Source organism: Rubrivivax gelatinosus (genome assembly GCF_016583785.1).
GTDB lineage: Bacteria > Pseudomonadota > Gammaproteobacteria > Burkholderiales > Burkholderiaceae_C > Rubrivivax > Rubrivivax gelatinosus_B.
On the sequence record NZ_NRRU01000087.1, the window covers coordinates 1 to 22435 of the forward strand.

22 protein-coding genes and 1 pseudogene are annotated in these 22435 nt (G+C 69.2%); 16 read left to right on the forward strand and 7 right to left on the reverse strand.

Annotation, left to right across the window (positions count from 1 at the left end):
* Nucleotides 1–133: 133 nt before the first annotated feature.
* The 3 genes from CKO43_RS19530 to CKO43_RS19540 form a co-directional block, all read right to left on the reverse strand.
* Nucleotides 134–646, reverse strand: a complete 513-nt coding sequence (locus tag CKO43_RS19530; protein WP_200379655.1) for an AmiS/UreI family transporter — start codon at nucleotides 644–646, stop codon at nucleotides 134–136.
* A 65-nt stretch (nucleotides 647–711) separates the two neighbouring features.
* On the reverse strand, nucleotides 712–1968 hold the full coding sequence (gene fmdA, locus CKO43_RS19535) for a formamidase (RefSeq protein WP_200379656.1): 1257 nt from the start codon (nucleotides 1966–1968) through the stop codon (nucleotides 712–714).
* 70 nt (nucleotides 1969–2038) lie between these two features.
* Nucleotides 2039–2329 (reverse strand): FmdB family zinc ribbon protein, encoded by a 291-nt coding sequence (locus tag CKO43_RS19540; protein WP_200379657.1) that lies wholly within the window; start codon nucleotides 2327–2329, stop codon nucleotides 2039–2041.
* 194 nt (nucleotides 2330–2523) lie between these two features.
* On the opposite strand from CKO43_RS19540, the gene hxsB reads away from it, so the two are divergent.
* The 5 genes from hxsB to CKO43_RS19565 all read left to right on the forward strand — a co-directional run bounded on the left by hxsB (nucleotide 2524) and on the right by CKO43_RS19565 (nucleotide 8268).
* The gene (hxsB, locus tag CKO43_RS19545) at nucleotides 2524–4128 is read left to right on the forward strand and encodes a His-Xaa-Ser system radical SAM maturase HxsB (RefSeq protein WP_346728313.1); all 1605 of its coding nucleotides are present in this window, start codon (nucleotides 2524–2526) and stop codon (nucleotides 4126–4128) included.
* Entirely contained in the window at nucleotides 4116–5144 is a 1029-nt protein-coding gene (gene hxsC, locus CKO43_RS19550) for a His-Xaa-Ser system radical SAM maturase HxsC (protein ID WP_200379658.1), read from the forward strand. The genes hxsB and hxsC overlap by 13 nt, the downstream gene beginning before the upstream one ends.
* On the forward strand, nucleotides 5141–5788 hold the full coding sequence (hxsA, locus tag CKO43_RS19555) for a His-Xaa-Ser repeat protein HxsA (RefSeq protein WP_200379659.1): 648 nt from the start codon (nucleotides 5141–5143) through the stop codon (nucleotides 5786–5788). The genes hxsC and hxsA overlap by 4 nt, the downstream gene beginning before the upstream one ends.
* Nucleotides 5789–6386: 598 nt before the next feature.
* A complete protein-coding gene (locus tag CKO43_RS19560) occupies nucleotides 6387–7454 on the forward strand; it encodes a ComEC/Rec2 family competence protein (RefSeq protein ID WP_200379660.1) in 1068 nt (355 codons plus the stop codon).
* 37 nt (nucleotides 7455–7491) lie between these two features.
* Nucleotides 7492–8268, forward strand: coding sequence for a hypothetical protein (locus tag CKO43_RS19565; RefSeq protein ID WP_200379661.1), 777 nt, complete (start codon nucleotides 7492–7494; stop codon nucleotides 8266–8268).
* Nucleotides 8269–8540: 272 nt separating this feature from the next.
* On the opposite strand, the gene CKO43_RS19570 is transcribed toward CKO43_RS19565, so the two are convergent.
* Both CKO43_RS19570 and CKO43_RS19575 read right to left on the reverse strand, forming a co-directional pair.
* Nucleotides 8541–9623, reverse strand: coding sequence for a S41 family peptidase (locus CKO43_RS19570; RefSeq protein WP_200379662.1), 1083 nt, complete (start codon nucleotides 9621–9623; stop codon nucleotides 8541–8543).
* A 19-nt stretch (nucleotides 9624–9642) separates the two neighbouring features.
* Nucleotides 9643–10473, reverse strand: coding sequence for an IclR family transcriptional regulator (locus CKO43_RS19575; protein WP_200379663.1), 831 nt, complete (start codon nucleotides 10471–10473; stop codon nucleotides 9643–9645).
* Nucleotides 10474–10540: 67 nt separating this feature from the next.
* On the opposite strand from CKO43_RS19575, the gene CKO43_RS19580 reads away from it, so the two are divergent.
* The 6 genes from CKO43_RS19580 to CKO43_RS19605 all read left to right on the forward strand — a co-directional run bounded on the left by CKO43_RS19580 (nucleotide 10541) and on the right by CKO43_RS19605 (nucleotide 16655).
* Nucleotides 10541–11524 carry a tripartite tricarboxylate transporter substrate binding protein gene (locus CKO43_RS19580; RefSeq protein WP_200379664.1) on the forward strand — a complete coding sequence of 328 codons (984 nt, stop codon included), beginning with the start codon at nucleotides 10541–10543 and terminating at the stop codon, nucleotides 11522–11524.
* A gap of 24 nt (nucleotides 11525–11548) precedes the next feature.
* Complete coding sequence (locus tag CKO43_RS19585) at nucleotides 11549–13090, forward strand: class I adenylate-forming enzyme family protein (RefSeq protein WP_200379665.1); 1542 nt, start codon at nucleotides 11549–11551, stop codon at nucleotides 13088–13090.
* Nucleotides 13087–13866, forward strand: a complete 780-nt coding sequence (locus tag CKO43_RS19590) for a citryl-CoA lyase (RefSeq protein ID WP_200379666.1) — start codon at nucleotides 13087–13089, stop codon at nucleotides 13864–13866. Before CKO43_RS19585 ends, CKO43_RS19590 begins: the two co-directional genes overlap by 4 nt.
* On the forward strand, nucleotides 13859–14581 hold the full coding sequence (locus CKO43_RS19595) for an SDR family NAD(P)-dependent oxidoreductase (protein WP_200379667.1): 723 nt from the start codon (nucleotides 13859–13861) through the stop codon (nucleotides 14579–14581). Before CKO43_RS19590 ends, CKO43_RS19595 begins: the two co-directional genes overlap by 8 nt.
* Before the next feature lie 65 nt (nucleotides 14582–14646).
* Nucleotides 14647–15456 (forward strand): SDR family NAD(P)-dependent oxidoreductase, encoded by an 810-nt coding sequence (locus CKO43_RS19600; protein ID WP_200379668.1) that lies wholly within the window; start codon nucleotides 14647–14649, stop codon nucleotides 15454–15456.
* Nucleotides 15457–15890: 434 nt separating this feature from the next.
* Nucleotides 15891–16655 (forward strand): hypothetical protein, encoded by a 765-nt coding sequence (locus tag CKO43_RS19605; RefSeq protein WP_200228418.1) that lies wholly within the window; start codon nucleotides 15891–15893, stop codon nucleotides 16653–16655.
* Nucleotides 16656–16785: 130 nt separating this feature from the next.
* Here CKO43_RS19605 and CKO43_RS19610 read toward each other — a convergent pair whose 3' ends face one another.
* A complete protein-coding gene (locus tag CKO43_RS19610) occupies nucleotides 16786–17829 on the reverse strand; it encodes a serine hydrolase domain-containing protein (RefSeq protein ID WP_200379669.1) in 1044 nt (347 codons plus the stop codon).
* A gap of 62 nt (nucleotides 17830–17891) precedes the next feature.
* On the opposite strand from CKO43_RS19610, the gene CKO43_RS19615 reads away from it, so the two are divergent.
* Nucleotides 17892–19211: a DUF1015 domain-containing protein gene (locus CKO43_RS19615; protein WP_200379670.1), complete on the forward strand. Its 1320-nt coding sequence runs from the start codon at nucleotides 17892–17894 to the stop codon at nucleotides 19209–19211.
* Between the two features lie 12 nt (nucleotides 19212–19223).
* Here the strand turns inward: CKO43_RS19615 and CKO43_RS19620 are convergent, their stop codons facing one another.
* On the reverse strand, nucleotides 19224–19598 hold the full coding sequence (locus CKO43_RS19620; RefSeq protein ID WP_200379671.1) for a GFA family protein: 375 nt from the start codon (nucleotides 19596–19598) through the stop codon (nucleotides 19224–19226).
* Between the two features lie 130 nt (nucleotides 19599–19728).
* On the opposite strand from CKO43_RS19620, the gene CKO43_RS19625 reads away from it, so the two are divergent.
* From CKO43_RS19625 to CKO43_RS19640, 4 genes and pseudogenes are all read left to right on the forward strand, one after another.
* Nucleotides 19729–20124, forward strand: coding sequence for a hypothetical protein (locus CKO43_RS19625; RefSeq protein ID WP_200379672.1), 396 nt, complete (start codon nucleotides 19729–19731; stop codon nucleotides 20122–20124).
* A 102-nt stretch (nucleotides 20125–20226) separates the two neighbouring features.
* The gene (locus tag CKO43_RS19630; RefSeq protein WP_200379673.1) at nucleotides 20227–20739 is read left to right on the forward strand and encodes a cupredoxin domain-containing protein; all 513 of its coding nucleotides are present in this window, start codon (nucleotides 20227–20229) and stop codon (nucleotides 20737–20739) included.
* Between the two features lie 60 nt (nucleotides 20740–20799).
* Nucleotides 20800–22029: a TolC family protein gene (locus CKO43_RS19635; RefSeq protein ID WP_200379674.1), complete on the forward strand. Its 1230-nt coding sequence runs from the start codon at nucleotides 20800–20802 to the stop codon at nucleotides 22027–22029.
* A pseudogene (locus CKO43_RS19640) lies at nucleotides 22026–22435 on the forward strand (hypothetical protein); the annotation flags it as partial. The gene CKO43_RS19635 and the pseudogene CKO43_RS19640, both read left to right, overlap by 4 nt.

Sequence of the window (22435 nt, forward strand, 5' to 3'; positions counted from 1 at the left end):
GGTCACGCTGCAGACCCTGTCCAGCGCCGACAGCACCTGGGGCTACTGGTTCGGCTTCAGCTGGGCGGCCTGAAGGCGCGGAAGGCGCCGCAGCGGGCGCAGCGGTAGTCGTAGAGCGGCATGGCGGGCGGCTCTACTTCAGCAGGCCGTTGAGCAGCAGGTAGCCGGGCACCCAGCCGGTCAGCACGCCTTCGGCGAGCGTGAGCCCGCCCACCAGGCGCGCGATCGGCTTCTTCAGCGCCAGCAGCACGAAGAACAGGAACCACAGCACGCCCCAGGCCGCCCAGCTGAAGCCGAACCAGTAGCCCCAGGTGCTGTCGGCGCTGGACAGGGTCTGCAGCGTGACCGGAATCGCGGTCAGCGCGACGAACAGGCTGAACCAGCCCAGGCCGCGGCCGTCGGCGCCGTTGGTCCGGTTGATCGCCACCCAGAGGTAGGTGAAGGTGAACAGCAGCGTCAGCGCCGCGGCCTTGATCGACGCCGCATCGGCGCCGGGCCCGAAAGCCAGCACCAGGCAGGCGACCAGCGTGATGCCGCCGACCAGGTAGTTGATGATCGAGATCTCGTTGTCGCCGATGCGCCCGAGCAGCCACAGGCCGTTCAGGCACAGCACGGCACCGACGAAGAACAGAACCAGACCGAGCATCGCGTGTCTCCTTCGTTGGGGGGGCAGCGCCGGCGCCGCCGGGGCGGCGGGCCGGCGCGGCGTCTTCAGTTGCCGGACCGGGGCACCTGCAGCCCCTGCTTGACCTGGTGCGGCGCGCCGGTGGCCGACGGCCGGATGTCGAAGTCGAAGATCGCGCGCGGGATGTAGATCGTCGAACAGGCGTTCGGGATGTCGACGACACCCGAAAGCCGCCCTTCCACCGGCGCGGTGCCGAGGATCATGTAGGCCTGGATGTCGGTGTAGCCGAACTTCATCAGGTAATCGATCGCGTGGTTGCAGGCGTTCTGGTAGGCCAGCCACGAGTCGAGGTAGTGCTGCTTGCCGCCGGAGTCGACCGAGACGCCCGAGAACGCCAGCCACTCCGAGTACTGCGGGTCGCGGTTGCCGGGCATGAAGACCGCGTTCTCCTTGACGCCGTACTTGGCCATGCCGCCCTTGATCAGGTCGACGTGCAGGTCCATGAAACCGCCCATCTCGATGGCGCCGCAGAACGTGATCTCGCCGTCGCCCTGCGAGAAATGCAGGTCGCCGAAGGACAGGTTGGCGCCGGGCACGAACACCGGATAGAAGACGCGGCTGCCGGCGGTGAGGTTCTTGATGTCCTGGTTGCCGCCGTTTTCGCGCGGCGGCGCGGTGCGCGCGGCTTCGGCGGCGACACGCTCGAACTCGGCGCCCTTGAGCGAGCCCAGGATCGCGCTGTCGGGCAGCGGCGGCAGCGCCAGCGGCGGCACGCGCATCGGGTCGGTGGCGATCAGTGCCTTTTCGCGCGCCGTCCACTTGGCCAGCAGCTCGGCCGACGGCGCCGTGCCCATCAGCCCCGGGTGGTGGATGCCGGTGTACGAGACCTCGGGGATGTGGCGCGAGGTGGCGACGTCGCCGCGGAAGTCCCAGATCACCTTGTAGGCGTCGGGAAAACGTTCGGTGAGGAAGCCGCCGCCGTTGCTGCGCGCGAAGACGCCGGTATAGCCCCAGCCCTGGCCCGACAGCGGGCCCGAGTCTTCCTGGTTGCAGGCGTCGATCTCGAGGATGTCGACGACCAGCAGGTCGCCCGGCTCGGCGCCTTCGACGTAGAACGGGCCGGAGAGCACGTGCACGCCGGCCAGCGGCGCGTGGCGGATGTCGTCGGCCGAGTCGTCGTTGCGGATCGCGCCGTCGAACCACTCGCGGCAGTCGGCGCGGAACACCGTGCCCGGCTTGATCTTCACCGCCGGCGGGATGTCCGGGTGCCAGCGGTTGTGGCCGACGATCTTCTGGTCGCGGAACTTCTTCGTGTTGTCCAGCGGAAAGAGGTTCTGAGGCATGGGTCTCACCTTTCAGGAACGTGGGGAAACCGCTCCGACGATGCGGAGCACGGAGGCCGCCGGCGGGGGCTCAGGGCCGGGGGAGCGTGAGCAGTGCCGGGTTCAGCGGCAGCGAGGCGCGTGGCGCCCGCGCGAGGGCGGGCGGCGCCGAGACGACGTCGGGCTCGTGCCCGCTCTTCTCGGCGTGTTCGACCGTGGCCGTCCAGGCCTGGCGGCGGCCAGTTCTCAGCATCGGCGCCGAAAACACCCGCCGTGCCGCCGCGTCGCACCGGGGGCAGGCGGTGGCGGCCGGCGCCGTGCCCAGCGGCCAGTGCGTATCGAACGGGCCGTGCTCGCTGCACAGGTACTCGTAAAGCGCCATCGAGGTCTCCGGGTGATTCGGTGAGGCAATCGTCGGATAAGCGCGACTAGGGCGAATCACATGGGGCGGTGAGGCGGTATCACCCGGATGGGTGAGGCCGGTGACGGCGACGAGGATCCGAGCGGCGGAGCGCCTGGGGCCGGTTTGGCGAGGCTGGCGGGGTTGTGGGGCTCGTAATCCGGCCCCCTGCGTCGGTGCCTGGGCGGCATCGAACGCAGCAACTGGTGACATCATGTCAACATGTTTCAGGCGCAATGCCTAAGCCAACTCCCACTGCACGGCGGGAACATCACGGCGCTAGTGCCGTTCTGCCTGTTGTTTCGAGCGCCTTCGTCGTGAGCAACGAGAACTATTACGCCTCGGAATTTTCGCCCGTTGCGGTGCGCCAACTGGGCGCTGCCCGCTTTCTCGCCGTGTCCCGCACCGGCGACCACCATCTGCTCAGTGGCGCCGAATTGCAGGCGGTAGAGCGTGATCCGGCATCGTTGCCTTTGCCGCTTCAGGCCACGCTGAAGTCGCGCTTCCTGCTGCTCGCCAAAGCGCCTTCCCCTGGTTTGCAACGTCTGGCGCGCTCGCTGCTGGCGGCCAAGCGCGAGACGGTGCAGGCCGGCCCGTCGCTGCACATCCTCGTCACCACGCTCCATTGCGAGCACAGCTGCGGCTACTGCCAGGTCAGCCGCGCACGCGAGGGAGCCGGCTTCACGATGGCAGAACGTGACCTGGACGCCGCCTGCGACACGGTCTTCGAAAGCGCCAGCCCGACGCTGACCATCGAGTTCCAGGGCGGCGACCCGCTGCTTCGGCCGGACCTCGTAGAACGCGCCGTGCGGCGCATCCACGATCGCAACCGCGGCGAAGGGCGGCGGCTGCGTTTCGTCGTCGCCAGCACGCTGCACCAGCTCGACGCCGGGCTCTGCGATTTCCTGCGCGAACACGACGTCTTTCTGTCAACCAGCATCGACGGGCCCGCGTGGCTGCACGACAAGAACCGCCCGACCCCGGGGCGCGATTCGTATCGGCGCACCGTCGCCGGCATTCGCATGGCGCGCGAGCGCATTCATCCGGACTGCGTCTCGGCATTGATGACGACGACGCCGCACTCGCTGCCGCACCCCGAGGCCATCGTCGACGAGTATGTGCAACTCGGGCTGCAGGACGTTTTTCTGCGGCCGCTGAGCGCCTACGGCTTTGCCAAACGCAATCAGGCGCGTCTCGGTTATTCGCTGGATTGTTTCGATGCCTTCTACCAGCGCGGCCTGGACCGGGTGATCGAATGGAACCGCCGCGGCGTGCCGATCCGCGAGGTCTATGCCGGCATCCTGCTCAACAAGATGTTGTCGCCGTTCGACAGCGGCTTCGTCGACCTGCAGAGCCCGTGCGGTGCCGGCTCCAGCGTGCTGGTCTACAACCACGACGGTCACGTCTACCCCAGCGACGAAGCGCGCATGCTGGCCGCGACCGGCGACCCGTCGCTGCGACTGGGGCGCATCGGCGAGCCGCTGAGCACACTGCTGTCGTCTCGCGTCCAGCGTGGCTTGCATGCCGCCAGCCTCACGGCCGCGCACCCCGACTGCCAGCGTTGCGCTTACCAGCTGTACTGCGCGCCCAACCCGGTCGAAGCCTGCGCCGCACACGGGCGCCCCGACGTGCCGCCGTCGACCACCGAACACTGCCAGCGCCACCAGCGCTTGTTCGACTCGATGTTCCGCCGCCTGGACGAAGCCGACCCGGCCCTGCTCGACCTGTTCCACCGCTGGGCGCATCCGCATGAGCTGGAGGCGAGTCCATGCGCCGCCTGATCGTCGACATCAGGCCGGCCCTCGGGCCGGGCATCCACTGCGTGAGCCGCGATGCGGAGCATCCGTCCGCCACCGACTGGCACGAACTGGCCGACGGCGACGTCGTACGGGTCGACCCGCGGCGCCCCCGCGTCGAGGTGCTGTACCGGGAGAGCGACCGGCACCACGCGCTGCTGCTGACCAACCGCTGCAACAACGGCTGCCTGATGTGCTCGCAGCCCCCTACTCCGCAGGACGACGCTTGGCTGGCCGACGAGGCTTTCGAGGTGCTGAGGAAGATCCGGGCAGCCCCGCCCAGCATCGGCCTGACGGGAGGCGAGCCGCTGCTGCTGGGGCCGCGGCTGCGGGCTTTGCTGGACGCCATCGGCGAACGTTTCCCGAGCACCCACATCGAGGTGCTGAGCAACGGCCGTCGCCTGGGCGACCCCGCGCTCGCGTCGGCGCTGCTCGATGGCCTGCCGGCGCGCGTGAGCTGGCTGGTACCGCTGTACGGCCCGGCCGACTTCGTGCACGACTTCGTCGTCCAGGCGCCCGGCGCCTTCGACGAGACGATCGCCGGCCTGCTGGCGCTGCGGGCGTATGGCCAGCCCGTCCAGTTGCGCATCGTGCTGATCCGGCCGGTGCTCGACGTGCTCGTCGAACTGTGCCGCTTCATCGGCCGCAACCTGCCGTTCGTGCAGGAAGTGGCGCTGATGGCCTGCGAGCCGATCGGCTTCGCACTCGCCAACCGCGAACTTTGCGAGGTCGACCTCGCGGCCGAACACCCCACGCTGCTGGCCGGCACCCGCGAACTGGAGCGCTTCCGGATCCCGTTCGTGCTGATGAACACGCCCTTGTGCACGCTGCCGACGCGCCTGTGGCCGGCAGCGTGCCGAAGCATCTCGGAATGGAAGCAGCAGTACGTCGCCGAATGCGAACGCTGCAAGGTGCGCGAGCGCTGCTGCGGGCTCTTCGCCTGGCATCAGACGGGCTGGAAGCCGGGTGCCATCCAGCCGGTCTCAGGAGGACTGACATGAGTCGATTCGTCAAGGACATCGCGCTGTTCCTGGCCGGCGTGCCGCTGCTGATCGGCCGCAGCGGCGACAGCCTTGCAGCGGGCATGCCGCTGACGAGCGGCGACGCCTCCGCCGTGCCGCTGCGGCCGCTGAACCTCGAAGGCGCGAACCTGTTCGCCGGGCATCGCTCGCATTCCAGCCACAGTTCGCATTCGAGTCACGCCAGCCACTCGTCGCACTACTCGGGCACCAGTGGCAGCTACCAGCCACCGAGCCCGCCGCCATCGTCGGGAAGCAGCCTGGCGCCGACGCCGAGCGGGCCAAAGGACTACGACCCCGGCACCTTCGACGGCTCGGCACAACCGACCAAGCCGGGCGAGCGCAGCGGCAGCACCGGGGCCAAGCAGGCGGTCGTGCCGGCCACCGCGCATCCGCCTGCACAGGCAGCGCCGCCGTTGTCCAACTCGGAAAAGCGGCGGCTGCAGGTGATGCGCGTACAGATCGCGCTGCGCCAGCTCGGGCTGTACAACGGCACCGTCGACGGTCAGTTGAACGCCGACACCAAGCTCGGGCTGGAGTTCTTCCAGAACCTGAAAGGTCTGCCGCAGAGCGGGCAGATGACCACCCCGACGCTCAATGCGTTGGGGGTGCCGGCGGTTGAATGATCAACCGGGTCTGTTCAGCCACGGAGATGGACTTTGGGCGACCTTAAAGGAGCATGGGTGCGTGGACAGCTGCGTCGTAGTGGTGTGAATGACTACACCGCAGCGGCCGATGAGCAAGCCCGGGGAAGGCTGCTGTGCCGCGTACGCTGACATCTGCGCTCGCGAGCCGAACGGCGGATCGGCGAGGCCATGCCGGCATTTGGGTCGTTGCGTTCCGGATGACCGCTGAGATCGTGAGCAGTCGACCTTGAAGAGCCACACATTGATCAAATCTCGCTGCGCCATAACTGTCCTCGAGCGCTTGAACGTTGTGCGTGCCCGACGGCCCACTGAAGCTTCCTACTGGGAAACGGGACCACCGCGAGTCCTCGCCTACGAGCGCGCCAGCAGTCTTCCCCCGCCTTGGTCTGAAGGTTCCGCTCGAACGACGCGCGGTAGCCGCTGAACCCCGACCACAGATGTCATCTCAAGGCACTACGGGGGCTTCTCTTGGAGGCCCGAACTGCTCACCGCGCCCCGAAAAAGTCTTCGCAAGCGGCGATAATTACCTGAATTTTCCTGCAGCGTACATAACGATCCCGAGAAAGCGAGGGAGTGCTTGGCCTACGAAATCGATTTTCTGCCTGTTGGGGACAGCTACGGCGACGCCATCGTTGTCCGCTACGGTGACGAGACGAGCGGTTATTACCTGCACGTCGTCGACGGTGGTCGGAGCGATACCGGCCAGACCATCATTAATCACATTGATCGGTTCTACCCTGGATACTTCATCGACCATATGATCCTGTCGCATGCTGACAACGATCATGCCTGTGGTCTAATCGACGTCTTGCGCAGATTCGATGTCAAGAATCTTTGGATGAACAGGCCATGGCTATACGCAAACGAGGTCATTCAGCACTTTCACGGCAACTACACTCTCGCAGGACTGATTGACGAAATGAAGAAGCGTCACCCGTACTTGGTTGAGCTGGAAAATATTGCAGAATCCAAGGGAACGCAAATTCACGAGGCTTTCCAAGGAAATTGTATTGGCCGATTCCGGATACTCGCACCCAGCAGGCACCGATACGTCGATTTGATATCGGAATTTGAAAAAACACCAACATCCTATCGCGCCGAATATCGAGCGCCATCTCAACTCGGATTATTGCGCTCGCTCAAGGAGCAGGCGATGAAGCGGCTGGAAGAGGCATGGGATGTGGAAACACTATCAGATAATCCACAGCCGCCAACATCCGCTTCGAACGAGAGTTGCATCGTACAGTACGCCGAGCTCGACAACAGAGGCGTCCTGCTGACTGCAGACGTAGGTCCTGAGGGCCTAACCGAAGCAGCCGATTACGCGAATGCGCTTAACCTGCGAATGCCAGGCTTCGTGCAAATGCCGCACCATGGTAGCCGGCATAACGTCACACCGGCGGTGCTGGATCGGTGGCTGGGGCCTCGCAAGGCCAAGGGCACGGTAATTGGAACTGCCTTCTGCTCTGTCGGCGCGAACAAGCCCGAGTATCCGCGCGGTCAAGTTAAGAACGCCTTCATACGGCGCGGGTTTAAGGTCTTCGCCAATCGTGAGAAGTGGATTTCGCATTATTCCGGAAATGGTCACCCAGGCGTTGTTCCCATAGAGCCGGAGGAGTTTGATAGCAACGTTGAGGCACAATGACAGACACATGGGTTCTCGATGGGCCACGGGAGATGAAATGACATTTGCCCAAGCTCTCAAAGAGGTACGAGATCCGTATGAGCGCAAGGCGAGAATGACGCCCGGTCTGCTCGTGATCTTGCCGTTGCTCATCCCAATCTTGTGGACCTTCGGGGCAAGGAATCCCCTACTGACGGCATCCCTCGGCCTTGTGACAAGCTGTGGCGTGATCTATGGACTAGCTAGCATTGCACGCGGCCGCGGCAAGCTCCTAGAGGAGCGACTTATTAGAAAATGGGGCGGCATGCCAAGCACTATAGTCCTCCGCCATCGCGACGACTTTCTCGACCGCGTGACGAAGGCTCGGTACCACGAGGAGATTGCCAAAAAGTTAGGAATTCGGATGCCCTCCGAGGTAGAGGAAGCAGAAGATCCGGTGACTGCTGACGCTTCGTACATTGCTGCGGCGCGGGCTCTGCGAGAGCGAACCCGGGGAAAGCCGTACGGGCTGCTTCTCAAAGAGAACATCGCCTATGGGTTTCATCGCAACATGTGTGCGATGCGGCTCTATGGCGTCGTGGCAAGCCTAATTGGTATGGTCGCGGGCGTGGTCCTCAGCAAGACCGTGCAGCTTCACCCCTTCTTCTTAGACCTTGACCGAATCACGCCCGCCGGCGGTGTGACCTGCGCCGTCTCACTGGCAATGCTCGTTGCCTGGCTGTACTTCAGCCCTGATGCCGTCAGGCGGATCGGGTACGTTTATGCGGAGCGTCTGTTCGAAGCGTTGAAGTCCTTAAGAGCGTCGCGCGCGGCCGCTGAAACAGGCCAGGCGTGACGGTGCGGCGTTTCACCTGTTCGCCGGCCATCTTCGTCGTGCATCACTTCGCTGATGTTGCTGCCGCTAGGCCTTCATGATGTCAGCACGCATGGCTCGCCAATGACCCTTTCCTTGGGCAGCGCGCGCTACACCTGCTTTACGCTTCGCCACGCTACGTGAACTACAGAGTCGGGGCTCACCCGGCAACAGGCGTTAGCCTAAAGATCCTGAACGACCGCAACCAGACGAGGCTGTGTGAAAACTCGGGCTTCGGGCGCGGAGTGGACCTTTCAGATCGGCCTAGGATCAACGATCGGCATCGCGGGAGGGGCTCGATGACTTGGGAACTGCGCGTCGGCCGACTTTTCACCCAGCCTCAGTCTTGAGCCGCCGCCGGCATCCCGATGGCGGGTTTGCAGCGGGATCAGTTCCAGCCCCGAACTCACCGGGTAACTGTTCCCAAGGTTCACAGCCCCTGAAGCCCCGCCCGACACTCGCCCACGCGCCAACTCAATCGCAACACGCAAGGCATTCCCCGCATCGCAGCGCACATCCGGCACGACACCGCCCCCTTCCCAATTGCCACCCGTGATCGGATTCCTGGCACTCGCCTCCGGCAGCAGCAGGCTGAAGTGGGGCGACGGCCAGTGGAAGTTGCAGGGGTTGGCGCCGCCGCCGGTCGTTTCGCCGATGACGACGGCGCGCTGCGCCGCCTGCAGGTCGTAGGCCAGCATCTCGGCTCCGGAGAAGGTGAAGTCGGCAACGGCCAGGAACAGAGGCTTCTGTCCGCCAAAGCTCACGGCGTGAAGCGCCGGATCGGCCCAGAACGTTTCTTCGGGACCGGAGCGCGGCACGATGCTGCTGAGCGGCGTGCGCTGGTCCACCAGGCTCGAGCACACCAGGGCGACCGTGTCCGGATCTCCGCCCACGCACTGCCGCAGGTCGATGACGAGCGCCGACGCATCGGCGACGGACGCCAGCGCGGCCTCGTAGGCCCGGCGAGACAACTCCGGCTCGACGAGTTCCCTGATGTCGAGAACCGCCACATTGCCGGCGAAACGCTGCGCGGACGCAATGCCGAATCCCGTTCGACGGCAGTGCTCTGCACGGTCGTTCTGCTCGCGCACGGTCGCCCCGGGCGCTTCCGGAACGTGCGCCTGCTCCTCGTAGCGAACCCGCAGATGCAGGTCGCCGGATGCCTGTCGCAGGTCTTCCGTCAGTCGTGCCGCGAACTCGGAGGGGTCGGCGGTGGCGTAGGCGCCGCAGCCATGCCGTCGACGCAGTTGCGCGGAGACCCGCTCCGCGACTTCAGGGAATACGTAGCGGGCCGCGACCAGGTCCGCGACCGCGTGGACGACCTTGCTGTAAACCACCCGAGCACTCCGTAAAACTTCAGTCAGCGCCTCCGGCCCAGTCGCCCAACGCCTCCTTCATCAACCCCGCAATCCACCGCTGACGCTGCTGCGTCATCCGGTCGGTGCTCGCCGCCACGCTGATGCCGGCCATCGGCTGCCCCTCGGCATCGCACACCGCGCGGCCGACACCGAGCACGCCTTGCACCGCGTGGTTGCCGACCACCGCCCAGCCGCGTTCGCGCGTGTTGCGCACCAGCAGTTCCAGGCGCTCGGGCGTCATGCCGCCGTAGCGCGCGAGCATCACGCCGTGGCCATGGATGGCGGCCTGGGCCTCGTCGTCGGGCAATGCCGCCAGCAGCGCCAGCCCGGCCGCGCCCACGCCCAGCGGCTGGCGCGCGCCGACCTGCACCGTGAGCATCTGCACCGGGTAGTTGCCGACATGGCGCGCAATGCACCAGGAGCTGTGCCCCTCGCGCACGACGGCGAATGCCGCGTCGCCGCAGGCCTTGCTGACGCGCGCCAGCACCGGCGCGATGCGCCGTGCCAGGTCCGACGCTCCGGCCGCCTGCGGTTCGCGCCGCGCTGCGGCGACGTAGTGGAAGCGCCCGGCGCGCTGCACATGGCCGGTGTCCAGCAGCGTCGCCAGCAGCCGGTGCACGGTGGCGCGCTGCAGGCCGCTGGCGCGGCAGAGCTCCACCACGCGCAGCCCGGCGTCGCCGGCACGCTGCACGGTGTCCAGCAGCAGCAGGCCGCGGCGCAGCGTGCGGCCTTCGCTGTCGGCCTGGTTCGCGCTGGCGTCCGGCGGCCTGGGGCTTTCCCCATGTTCGTCCGCTGGCCGGACGTTTGAAGGCGTGTTGGCAGGCCCCATCGCCAAGAATTTTCGCAGGTCGGAACGCCGCACGTCGCCGGCTCGCCGCCATACGAAGGAGACATAGATGACCCGGATCACCCGCCGCACCTGGATCGCCGCCGCTGCACTGGCAGCTGCCAGCACCGCTCTGCCCGCACTGGCCCAGAACGGCGCCTACCCGAACAAGCCGATCAGGCTGGTCGTGGGCTACGCCACCGGCGGCGCCACCGACGTGATCGCACGCCTGATCGGCCAGAAACTCGGCGAGGGCCTGGGCCAGACCGTGGTCATCGACAACCGCGCCGGTGCCAACAGCAACGTCGGCGCCGAAGCGGTGGTGCGTTCACCAGCCGACGGCTACAGCCTCTACGTGTTCACGATCGCCAACACGATCAACGCGACGCTGTACCCCAAGCTGAACTACGACCCGGAGAAGGACTTCGAGCCGATCGGCCTGATGGCCAAGGTGCCCAACATCCTGGTCGTCAACACCAACGTGCCGGTGAAGACGCTGGCCGAGTACGTGGCCTACACGAAGGCGCAGCCGCAGGGCATCACCTTCGCGTCGTCGGGCAGCGGCTCGTCCATCCACCTCTCGGGCGAAATGTTCAAGCTGGTGACACGGCTGAACATGCTGCACGTGCCCTACCGCGGCAGCGCGCCGGCGGTGACAGACCTGATCGGCGGCCAGGTGCAGAGCATGTTCGACAACGCACCGTCGGCGATGCCGCACATCCAGAGCGGCCGGCTGCGCGCACTCGCCATCACCAGCCCGCAGCGGTCGCCGCTGCTGCCCGACGTGCCGACCTTCATCGAATCGGGCTACGCCGACTTCGACGTGCAGAGCTGGTTCGGCCTGGCCGCACCCGCCGGCACGCCGGCGGCGATCGTCAACAAGCTCAACGCCGAACTGGCCAAGGTGCTGGCGCTGCCCGACGTGAAAAAACGCCTGGCCGAGATGGGCGCCACGCCGGCGGGTGGCACGCCGGCCGACATGCGCAAGTTCGCCGCCGCCGAGATCAAACGCTGGAACGCGGTGGTCAAGGCCTCGGGCGCCAAGGCGGACTGACGGCCGCGCCGACACGAGGATTCCATGTTCCCCATCGACTTCTTCTGGCGTGCCGCGGCGCGCTGGCCTGAACGCAGCGCGATCGACGCGCCCGAAGGCCTGACGAGCTATGCAACGCTCGCCGGCGAGGTGGCGGCGCTGGCCGCGGGCCTGTGCGCGCTCGACGGCACGGCCGGCAGCCGTGTCGGCATCCTGGCCCGGAACTCGCGCGAGCACCTGCTCGCGTTCCTGGCCACGCTGGCCGCCGGCAAGGTCTGGGTGCCGCTGAACGTGAAGAGCACGGCGCCCGAGATCCAGCGCATCGTCGACATCACCGAGCCCAGCATCGTCGTCGTCGATCCGGACAGCGCGGCGCTGATCGCCACGGCGCAGACGCAGCGCATCTGGACCGGAGCACCCGGCGACGATGCGCAGCCGACGCTGTGCACGCTGGTCGCGCAGCACGCGGGCGCACCGCGCATCGACCTCGCCGCGCTGGGGCTGAAAGACAGCGACACGCAGGCCATCAAGTTCACCGGCGGCACCACCGGCGCGCCCAAGGGCGTGATGCAGCCTTACCGCGCCTGGCTGGCCAACATCACGAACCAGATCCACGGCTGGGGCTTCGACGAGCACGAACGCTACGTGCTGGCCGCGCCGATCACGCACGGCACCGGCACCTACGTGATGCCCATCCTGGCGCAGGGTGGCTGCCACGTCGTGCTGGCCCAGGCCGGTGCCGAGGCGGTGCGCGCGGCCTTTCGCGACCGCGCCGGCAGCTGCTGCTTCATGCCGCCCACGCTGGTCTACATGCTGATGGCCCTGCCGGGCAGCAGCCGCGCCGACTACCCGCGGCTGCGGCGGCTGATCTACGGCGGCGCGCCTATGCCCCCGGAGAAGATCCGCCAGGTGCGCGCCTTCTTCGGCCCGGTACTGGGCACCACCTACGGCCAGACCGAAGCGCCGCAGATCCTGACGCTGATGCGGCCCGAGGACTTCGACGACGAAGACAACTGGGCCAGCGTGGGCCGGCGCAGCTGGTTCAGCGACGTCGAGATCATGGCGCCCGACGGCAGGCTGCTGCCGCCCGGCGAGATCGGCGAAGTCGTCGCGCGCGGCGACCTGGTGATGAGCGGCTACTGGCGCCTGCCCGACAAGACCGCCGAGACGCTGGTCGACGGCTGGCTGCACACCGGCGACCGCGGGCTCATCGACGAGCGCGGCTACCTCTTCCTGAAGGACAGGCTGAAGGAGCTGGTGATCACCGGCGGCTTCAACGTCTACCCGATCGACGTCGAGAACGCGCTCGGCCAGCACCCCGCCGTGCACGAGTGCGCCGTCTTCGGCATTCCCGACGACAAGTGGGGCGAGGCCGTGCAGGCCGCGGTGCAGCTGCGCGCCGGCGCCACCGCGACGCAGGCCGAACTGATCGCCTGGGTGCGCGAAAAGCTGGGCCCGGTGCAGACCCCCAAACACATCCACTTCCACGCCAGCCTGCCGCGCTCGCCGGTGGGCAAGGTGCTGAAGACCGAGGTGCGCGAGATGGCGCTGGGGGCTTCGGCAGAGACATCAGGAGACCCGACATGACGACGACGAAAGTGCCCGAGACCCGCTTGTGCAGCCACACGCTGACCAGCCTGCACTACCGCGAAAAGAACCTGGTCGAAGACCTGCTCGGCCAGCGCACGTTCACCGAGGTGATGCTGATGCAGATCCTGGCGCGCGAGCCGCGGCCGGTGGACATGCGCATCGTCGACGCGGTGCTGATCGTGCTGATGGAGCACGGCCTCACGCCCAGCGCCATCGCCACGCGCCTGATCTACATGAGTGCGCCTGAGAACCTGCAGGGCGCCGTCTCGGCCGGGCTGCTGGCAGTGGGCAGCAGCTTCGTCGGCACGATGGAGAACTGCTCGCGCCTGCTCGACCGCATCCAGGCAGCGGGCGACGCCGAGGCGCAGAAGGCCGAGGCGCTGGCCATCGCACGCCAGCACAAGACCGAACGCAGCGCGGTGCCGGGTTTCGGCCACCACCTGCACAAGCCGGTGGACCCGCGTGCCTACAAGCTGCTGGAGCTGGGCCGCGCCGAGCCCGATCTGAAGGGCGACAAGATCGCCGCGCTGATGACGCTGTCGGCCGCGGTCGACGAGGTGGCGGGCCGCCCGATCACGATCAACGCCACCGGCGCGGTGGCCGCGCTGCTGGGCGAGATCGGCGTGCCCACCGGCGTGATGCGCGGCTTCGCGGTGATCTCGCGCGCCGCGGGGCTGGTGGCGCACATCGTCGAAGAACAGCAAAGCCCCTCGGGCCGCTTCATCTGGGACACGGTGGAGCACGCGATGCCGACGGTGGTCGACCATGGCTGAGCGTGTGCTCGTCACCGGCGGCAGCAACGGCCTGGGCCGGGCGATGGTCGAGCGCCTGCTGGCCGACGGCTATCGCGTCGTCAACCTCGACCTGCAGCCCGCCGCCGCGCCCCACGCCGACGAGGTCTTCGTGCAGGCCGACCTGACCGACGAACCGGGCCTGCGGGCGGCGCTGGCCGCCGTGATCGAACGCGTTGGCCCGATCACGCGCCTGGTCAACAACGCCGGCATCGTGCGGCCGGCCTCGTTCGAAGAGACCGAGCTGGCCGACCTGCAGGCCGTGATGGCGCTCAACGTCGGCGCATCCATCGCCTGCGCGCAGGCGCTGCTGCCGGGCATGAAGGCGACGCGCTTCGGCCGCATCGTGCACATCAGCAGCCGCGCCGCCGTCGGCAAGGCCACGCGCAGCGCCTATGCCGCCAGCAAGGCCGCGCTGCATGGCCTGGCGAAGACGATGGCGCTGGAACTCGGGCCCTACGGCGTCACCGTCAACGCCATCGGCCCCGGCCCGATCGCCTCGCCGCTGTTCGACCGCGTCAACCCGCCGGGTGCGCCGGCCACGCAGAAGATCATCGACGCGATCCCGCTGCGACGCATGGGCCAGCCCGCCGAAGTGGCGCACATGGTCGCCTCGCTGCTCGACGCGCGCGCGGGCTTCGTCACCGGGCAGGTGCTGTACGTCTGCGGCGGCATGACGGTGGGGCTGGCAGCATGAGCGCCCAGAACTTGTCCGGGGCTCATGCCCGCTCGGCGGGACCCGCCGCCGCTCCAGGGAGCACCATGCCGACGGCGCTGCCCTTGGGCCTGCCGGGCCGCGTCGTCTTCGTCGCCGGCGGCGGTTCGGCCGGGCCGGGCTTCAGCATCGGCCGTGCGTCCTGCATCACCTATGCGCGCCTGGGCGCGAAGGTCTGCGTGGCCGACCGCGACCGCAGCTCGGCCGACGAGACCACCGCGCTGATCCGCGCCGAGGGCGGCAGCGCCGAGACCTTCGTCGGCGACATGGCGGTGGAAGCCGACATCGTGCGCATCTTCGCCGAAGCCGCCGAGCACTTCGGCCCGGTCGACGCGCTGCACCACAACGTCGGCATCGGCAAGACCGGCGGGCCGATGGAGACGAGCGCAGCCGACTTCGACCGCATCCACGCCGTCAACGTGCGCAGCCTGCTCACGGCTGCGCAGCAGGTGCTGCCGGGCATGGCCGAGCGCGGGCGTGGTGCCATCGTCACGATCTCGTCGGTGGCGGGGCTGCGCTACCTCGGCTACCCGCACCTGGCCTATGGCGTGACCAAGGCCGCGCTGTCGCACTTCACGAAGCTGATCGCGCTCGAATACGCCGGCCGCGGCGTGCGTGCGAACTGCGTGGTGCCGGGGCTGATCGACACGCCGCGCATCGCCAGGACGGTTGCCGACCGCTTCGCCGCCGACCCGGCGGACGTCAAGGCCGCGCGCGACCGCCAGGTGCCGATGGGCCGCATGGGCACGGCCTGGGAGGTGGCGCATGCCTGCGCCTTCCTGCTCAGCGACGCTGCGGCCTACATCACCGGCACCGAACTGGTCGTCGATGGCGGGCTGGTGGGCCGGTACGCCTGAGCGGCAGGGCCGGCGTCGTTGCAGGCGCCGGGGGCGGGTCCATCGCCGACGCATAGGCGACGGGGCCGCCAATCTCACGCGGCGCCGCCGCCTGGCCGCAGGCGTCCGCAAAGGGGCGAATGACGGCCATGACGGCGGGAATACCGCCCTCCAGGCGACGAATGCCGCCTCAAAGACCATCGGAAAGCCGATATCACCGCAGCGACGCACTGGATGAATTCGCAGCACTGCATTTTAGTGACCAGCATGTGACAGCGTTCTTTTATTCAGCGCTCCACCAGTGGCGGTCTGGAACGAATTCCGTGCCCCCTAGCATCGAATCGTTCGCGCAGTGACAAAGGCTGTCATGACGCTTGAAAAGCCGAACTGCCGACGTAAGCTTGTTCCTGTCTCGCGTGCCATCCCGGCGCGCGGGCAACCCAGGAGCATCAAACATGGTCGCCCTTTTGAGAGCCCCGTCCGAAGCCGCCGCGTCGACCGCAAACTGGAACGACGGCCGTTTGGTCACCCTGACCCCCAGCCCCGGCAACAACTCCTTCCGTTGCGAAAACATCCAGAACGGGGCCACCGGCCTGTTCCTCTACAACTCGGCCGGGAACGACCACGACATCACGGTCAACGTGTTCACCACGAACATGCAGGCGCCGAAAACCGTCGTCGTGCCCGGCACCACCGGCAACCAGGGGCTGGCGACGATCGTGGCGATCAACGGTGCCTCGACCAACACCGTCACCCTGTCGATGAGCCCGTCGACGCCTTCCAACACCCAGGTGCAGGCGTTCCTGGGCAGCGTCGCCTTCCCGATGGGCGGCGGGGGCATCTCCAATACCCACCTTCCCGAAAACGGCCAGGTGATGACGTTCAGCAAGTTCTCCCGCTTCTACGACGTCCCGGCGTCGACCTGGTATTCGTTGACCATTCAAAGCAACGTGACGCAATTCATGTGCGCGCAATTCGGCCCAGGCGGTAATGCAATGGCAATCTACTGCGTCAATCCGGGCCCCAATCCGGCCGCCAACGTCGTGCAAAGCGACGACACCAATCCGGTGCCGGTGCGCCTGATCTTGCCGGCAACCGGCCAGCCGCCGCAAAAGATCGTCACCAACCTGTTCGGCAACGGGCTGCAGACGGTGTGGATCAACGCCGACAGCATCCAGGATTCCGCTTCGGCGAGCATCGCGCTGATGAAGCTGTCCTGACGCCGCACGCCGTTCGGCGGCGCGACTAAAAAGCCGGGGGGTAACGCCCCGGCTGTTTTGCGTGTTGGCGTGCCGTCCGTGTTCGCTGCACCCAGTTCGTCGCGGCCCTTGGCTGCGTCCGCGCTCGCTCTCAGGGGCCCTCGCCGAGCAAGCGCCCGGTCCAAACCGAGGCCGACGCGTCAAAGCCCTCGACATTCGCCATCACGACCAGCGCCCAGCCTTCGTCCAACCCGCGCAGCACCAGCGACGAGAAGCCCGCGAACGCCCCGCCGTGGAACATCAGGCTGCCGCCGTCCCGCGGCACGACTTCCACGCCGAATCGGTACATCAGGTCGGCCGGCCCGAAGCGCCCGCAGTCGTCGGCGCTGCAGCGCCCCAGCAGCGACTGCGCGCCGTGGCGCCGCCAGTCGTCCTGCCACTGCGCCTCGGCGCGCACCAGGTCGTCCAGCGTCGCCCACAGGCCGCCATCGCCCCAGCTCGCCAGGTTGACGGGCCGGTCCAGCCAGCCGCGGGCAGGGTCCAGCCGGTAGCTGCGTGCGCGCCGCGGCAGCACGCGGCGCGGGTCGTTCTCGAAGCCGGTGTCGTGCAGCCCCCAGGGCTCGAAGAAGCGCCGGCGGGCGAGCGCGTCCAGCGGCAGCCCGGCGTCGCGTTCCAGCCAGTCGGCCAGCAGCACGTAGTTGCTGTTGCTGTAGTCGTGGCGGCTGCCGGGCTCGAAGTCGACGTCTTCGGCCCGGCGGATCAGCGCCAGCGCCTGCGCCTGGGTGACGAGGTCGTCCTCGTCGTGCCCGAGCTGCATGCCCCACAGGTACAGATAGTCGTCCAGGCCGCTGGTGTGGCGCAGCAGATGCCCCAGCCGCACCGGCTGCGTGCAGCCGGCCAGCGCCGGCAGGTGCGCGCGCATGTCGGCGTCCAGCGTGATGCGGCCGGCGGCCACGGCCTGCATCACCAGCGCCGCCACCCAGGGCTTGGACTCCGACGCCAGGTAGTAGCGCGTGTCGCCCGCCAGCGCCTGCTGCCACTCCAGGTTCGCCTGGCCGTGGTGCACGCTGCGCAGCGCCTGGCCGTCGGCCACCAGCGCGATGCTGAAGCCGGGGCCGCGGGCGTCGTGCTGCTCGCGCAGGGCCGCAATGGCGGTGTCGAAACGGTCGAGAAGCGGGGTCAGCTGGATGGCCATGCCGGGCAGGATAAGGGCGGCATGCGGGCGGCCCGCGCATCGCCCTGCGGCATCATCCCGCCATGCGCGCCGCCTCCAGCTTCCGCCTCCCGCAGCTCCTGCTGCCCCGCCCCGACCTCGCCCTGCCCCGCTGGTGCGTCATCGCCTGCGACCAGTACACCAGCGACCCCGGCTACTGGCAGCGTGTCGAGCACGAGGTCGGCGACGCACCCTCGGCGCTGCAGCTGATCTACCCCGAGGTCCATCTCGCCAGCCCCGACAAGAGCGAGCGCATCGCCCGCGTCCAGGCGGCGATGCGCCGCTACGGCGACCAGGGGCTGCTGCGCCCGCACGACGGAGCGGTGCTGGTGGAGCGCACGCTGCCCGACGGCCGCGTGCGCCGCGGGCTGATGCTGGAGCTGGACCTGGAGCAGTACGACTACACGCCCGGCTCGGCCAGCCCGATCCGGCCGACCGAGGGCACGATCGTCGAGCGCATCGCGCCGCGGATCGAGCTGCGCCAGGACGCGGAGCTCGAGCTGCCGCACATCCTGGTCCTGATCGACGACCCCGCGCACACCGTGATCGAACCGCTGGCCGCGCAGCGTGAGCGCCTGGCGCCGCTCTACGACACGGCGCTGATGCTGGGCGGCGGCCGCGTCGCCGGTTTTGCGCCCGATACCGAACTGCAGGCGCAGGCGGTGAACGCGCTGCAGGCGCTGGGCGACGGCGCCGCGTTCGCCGCGCGCCACGGGCTGCCGGCGGGCACGCCGCCGATGCTCTTTGCGGTCGGCGACGGCAACCACTCGCTGGCCACCGCCAAGGCTTGCTGGGAGCGCATCAAGGCCACGGCCGGCGCCGACCACCCGGCGCGCTGGGCGCTGGTGGAGGTGGAGAACATCCACGACCCGGCGATGGCGTTCGCGCCCATCCATCGCCTGCTGCTGGGCGTGACGGCCGACCTGCGCACCGCGCTGGCGGCGCACTTCGGCAGCAGGCTGCAGATCGTCGACCAGCCCGACGCCGCCACGCTGCGCGCCGCGCTCGCGGCGCTGCCGCGCGAGGTGCACGCCGCGGGGCTGCTGCAGCCGGGTGGCCGCCACGCGCTGGTGCTGGTGCACGGCGCGCCGGCCGCGCAGCTGGACGTCGCCAGCTTCCAGGGTTTCGTCGACGCCCTGCTGGCCCAGGGCGGCGCGCGCGAGGTCGACTACGTGCACGGCGACGACGCGCTCGCTCGCCTGGCCGGCCAGGAGGGCCACGCCGGGCTGCACCTGGCGACGCTGGGCAAGAGCGAGCTGATCGCACGCGTCGCGCAGCACGGGCCGCTGCCGCGCAAGAGCTTCTCGATGGGCGAGGCCGACGAGAAGCGCTTCTACCTCGAGGCGCGGCGCATCCGGCCCTGAGCCGGCACCGGCTCAGGGCCGGTCTTCGTCGAACTGCTCGGCCCCGGCCACCGGCCGCAGCCACGGCTCGCGCCGCTTGACCCACAGCTCGTAGCCCGGCACCAGCGAGGTCGGGGCCTCGGCCAGCGCGCCGAGCTTGACCTCGGCCTCCTGCTCGTCCAGCGCGAACAGGCGCGAGCCGCAGCGGCTGCAGAAGCGCCGGCCCATGAACTCGGCGGTCTCGCCGCTGTGTTCGAACCGGTCCGCCGGCCAGACGCCGTAGAAGGTGAAGGCCGAGCCGCTCTCCTGGCGGCAGTCGGTGCAGTGGCAGATGCCGACGCGCAGCGGCTGGCCCCGGGCCACGACCCGGGCCTGGCCGCAGCGGCAGCTTCCGTCGAATGTGTGCATGGTGCTTCCTCCAGCCCGCGCCGCTGCGTGCACAAGGGTGCCGGCGCGACTATGCAGCGTTCACGGCGCGGGCCACGGCGTCGGCGGCAAGGCACGTGCCCCGCCAAGGCGCGGTGCTAAGCTCGCCGCCGTGAAACGTCTGCGCATCCTGGTGCTGCTGGTCCTGGCCGCGCTGCTCCCCTTCCGGGGGGCGGTGGCCGAGGTGCTGCTGTGCGCCGGGCATGCGGGCCAAGCGGCTGCCGCCGTCGACGGGCACGAGGCGGCCGCCGCAACCCATGCGGGCTGCGAGCCGGCGGCGATGGCCGCTGACGCCGACGATCACGGCGCCGCCCCCGACGCCGGCCATCACGGCGCGGTGGTCAAGTGCAACACCTGCACCGCCAGCTGTTCGATGTCTCCGCTGCTCGGCACCGCCCCGACGGTGCCGGCACCGCTGCCGCTGCCGCAGCGACACGCGTCGCTGCGCGACGCACCCGCTCCAAGCCATCTGACCGATGGCCAGGAGCGCCCTCCTCGAAGCATCTGACCCGGCCCGGCCTCCGTGCGAGGCCGTGATCGCCCGTGCCGCCACGGCGCGGGCCGCTGCGTGGACCCCGGTCCGCGCGTCACACCGTATTCGAGGATTCACATGCATCCGTCACACCTGCGTGCACCCGCCGTCGCGGCCGCGCTCTGCGCTCTCGCCTTCTTCCAGCTGCCGGCACTCGCCCATGGCGACGGCGCGCACGGCGTCGAGCCGGCTCCGGCCTACGACGCCGCCAAAGTCAAGGACACGCCGTTCGGCCGCCAGGGCGACCCGAAGCAGGTCACGCGCTCGCTCATCGTCGACATGTCGGAGATGCGCTTCGCCCCCGCCGTCATCAACGTCAAACGCGGCGAGACCGTGCGCCTCAACGTGCGCAACAAGGGCCAGGTGCTGCACGAGCTGGTGCTGGGCACGCCGGAAGACTTCAAGCAGCACGCCGCCGCGATGCGCGCGATGCCGGGCATGGTCCACGCCGCGCCGCAGATGGTGCACGTCGAGCCCGGCCACCACGGCGAGATCGTCTGGCAGTTCACCCAGGCCGGCGAGATCGCCTTCGCCTGCCTGCTGCCCGGCCACTTCGAGGCCGGCATGGTCGGCAAGGTGGTGGTGCGATGACACGCCGCACCGGGCCGGCCGGTCGCCGCACGATCGTCGGCATCCCCGGGCCGCGCTGAGATGGCCGGGCACCTTCTGCGGCACGCGTTCGGCGTGCTGGGGCTGGCCGTCGCCCTGCCAGCCGCGGCGCAGACGGGCGGCGCGCCGGCCTCGCCCGACTGGCGCAGCGCCGTCGAGGCCGCCTGGTCGCGCAGCGTCCAGGCCGTCGACGCCGCCGGCCAGCGCCGCTCGGCGCAGGCCGAGCACAGCGCCGCGTCCTCGTTCTGGGCCGCGTCGCCCGCGCTCGAACTCGAGCAGTTGCGCAAGCGCCAGCAGCCCGGCGGCAGCAGCCGCGAGACCGAACTCGGCATCGCCCTGCCACTGTGGCTGCCGGGCCAGCGTGGCGCCCGGCTGGCGGCGGCCGACGCCCAGGCCGCGGCCGCATCGGCGGCGGCCGACGCCGCGCGGCTGCAGCTCGCCGGCGCCGTCCAGGAGGCCGCGTGGGCGGTCTGGATGCAGCAGGCCGAGGTGGAATCGGCGGCGATCCAGGCCGACGAGTTCGAGGCCCTGGCGCACGACGTCGCGCGCCGCGTGCGCGCCGGCGACCTGGCGCGCACCGACGCGCTCGCCGCCGACGCTGAACGCCTGGCGGGAGAGGATGCACGCTCTCGCGCCCGGCTGGCGCTGCAGGCAGCCGAAGCCCGCTGGACCGCCCTCACCGGCCTGGCCACGCTGCCGCCGCGGCCGGCTCCGGCCGACGTGCCGCCGGCGACGGCCCCGCTGGTGGCGCACCCGCTGCTGCACGAAGCCGGCGCGCGCCTGGAGCTGGCGCGCAAGCGGCTGGATGCCGTGCGCCTGTCGCGCCGCGACGCGCCCGAGCTCGTGCTCCGTGCGCACCAGGAGCGCGCCGGCGGCGAACCCGATGTGAACGGGGTCGGCGTCGCGCTGCGCATCCCGTTCGCCAGCGCCGAGCGCAACGAGCCGCTGCTCAGCGCCGCGCTGGCCGAGGCCGAGCTGGCCGAAGCCAGCGAAACCGAGGTCCGGCGCCAGCTCGATCTCGCGCTGACGAGCGCCGTGCAGGACGAGCGCGCCGCCCGGCAGCAGCTGGCCAACGAAGCCGAGCGGGCCCGGCTGCTGCGCGAACGCGCCGTGCTGATCCAGAAATCGTTCGACGCGGGCCAGAGCCCGCTGCCGGAGGCCTTGCGCGCGTTGACGCAGGCGCTGCAAGCCGAGGCCGCGATGCGGCGCCAGGCCGTGGCCGCGGCGCTTGCCGCCGCCCGGCTCCAACAGGCACGAGGACTGATGCCATGAACCGACTTTCCTGCGCCGGGGCCTTGGCCCTGGCCATCGCCGCCGGCAGCGCCTGCGCGCACGGAGACGAACCCCACGGCGACGCGCCGCACCCGGCGCCCGCCACCACCGCCACCGGCCCGCGCTTCGAAGCCGCCACCAACCTGTTCGAGGTCGTGGGCCGGCTCCACGACGGCGTGCTGACGCTCTGGGTCGGCCGCTACGCCAGCGGCGAGCCCGTCGCCGACGCACGCGTCGAGATCGAACAGGGCCCGCTGGCCGCGACCGCGCGCTACCGGGCCGCCGCAGGCGACTACGTGGTCGCCGACGCGGCCTTCGTCGCGGCACTCGCCCGCCCGGGCCCGCACGCGCTGGTGCTGGCCGTGACGGCCGGCGACGACGCCGACCTGCTCGACGCGACGTTGTC